Source organism: Cyanobium sp. LEGE 06143 (assembly GCF_015207535.1).
Taxonomy (GTDB): Bacteria; Cyanobacteriota; Cyanobacteriia; order PCC-6307; family Cyanobiaceae; genus NIES-981.
This window is the reverse complement of sequence record NZ_JADEWP010000309.1, coordinates 1-1257: the sequence shown is the minus strand read 5'-3', so window position 1 is coordinate 1257 and position 1257 is coordinate 1. Positions and strand designations below refer to the sequence as shown.

At 67.5% G+C, this 1257-nt stretch carries 2 protein-coding genes; one reads left to right on the top strand and one right to left on the bottom strand.

What is annotated here, in order from left to right:
* A partial coding sequence (locus IQ216_RS13860) for a DnaJ domain-containing protein (protein ID WP_193815933.1) occupies positions 1-342 on the bottom strand: 342 nt, incomplete at its 3' end.
* A gap of 182 nt (positions 343-524) precedes the next feature.
* Between IQ216_RS13860 and IQ216_RS13855 the strand changes: the two genes are divergently transcribed.
* Entirely contained in the window at positions 525-980 is a 456-nt protein-coding gene (locus IQ216_RS13855; RefSeq protein WP_370566757.1) for a hypothetical protein, read from the top strand.
* Positions 981-1257: the final 277 nt, after the last annotated feature.

Genomic DNA, 1257 nt, shown 5'->3' with positions numbered 1-1257 from the left:
CCCGCCGCTGGCCCCGAAGCGGCCGAGCAGGTCGTTGATGAAATCGTCGAAGTTGCCGTAGCGGCCGAAGTCCACATCCATGCCACCCACGCCAGCCCCGGCGCCGGCCTGGCTCCAGTACTGGCCGAACTGCTCGTAGCGACGGCGCTTGTCCGGATCAGAGAGCACCTCGTAGGCCTCGCTGATCTCCTTGAAGCGCGCCTCGGCGCTCTTGTCGCCGGGATTCACATCCGGGTGGTACTGGCGGGCCAGCTTGCGGAAGGAACGCTTGATCGCGTCGGCATCGGCGCCCCGCTCCACACCCAGCACCTTGAAGTAGTCGCGGTAGCCGTTGGCGGTCATCAACTGGGGCTCGAAGGCAGGCTGGAAGGCGGAGGAGATGGACGGGATCCGGCCCACCAGTGCGTTCAGTCTCTCAGCCGCAGCGGCGATCCGGCGCCGACGCACGGGGCGGAAGCCCGAACGGGGCCGAGCCAGCAGCAGGACAGCCCGTCTAGCTTGCTGCCTGATTCATTGCACCTCAGGTGAGCGCTCCTCCTCGTCATTCGGCCCTGCTCGGCAGCCTGGCCCTGGGCTTGCTGGCGGGGGTGCTGACAGCCTGCGCCGATGCCCGAGGCGGCGCGGTGGCGAGCTCAGGGTCCACTTCCCCCCATGTGGGCGAAGCTCTGAACAAGTCCACGGCGGAGCAGCGCTCCCTGAGCGCCCACCTGGCGGCCGAGGGAGCCATCTTCTACGGGGCCTGGTGGTGTCCGGCCTGCTTCCAGCAGAAAAACCTGTTCGGCAAGGAGGCCGGCAACAGCCTCCCCTATGTGGAGTGCGACAAGAGCGACGAAGGTCGCCAGCGCTGCCAGGCCGCAGAGGTGCGCGCCTTCCCCACCTGGGATCTGGAGGGCAAACCTCGGCTGGAGGGGGTGCAGAGCCTCGACGAGCTCAAGGCCTGGAGCGACTATGGCAGTGCCAGCCGCGCCTCCCAGCCCTGATCTGGTTCAGGATGGGAACCAAGCCCTAGGGTGCCGCGCAGCTGGCTGTTTGCCCTTCGTTCTTCCCACCTGAATGGCCCTCTGTTCCCCACAAGCCTGGCCGCGACTAGTGCTGCTGGCAGCGCTGTGCTCACCCACGGCAGCCCAATCCCAGGGCCTGGCGGGCAGCGCCGGAGCGGCCGCGATCCAGGGCAGCCTCAACAGCGTGCCTGTGCCAGGCGCCCAGTCCACTCTCAATGAGGTGCAGCAGAACAGAGCGGGCTTCAATGCGCTGAAT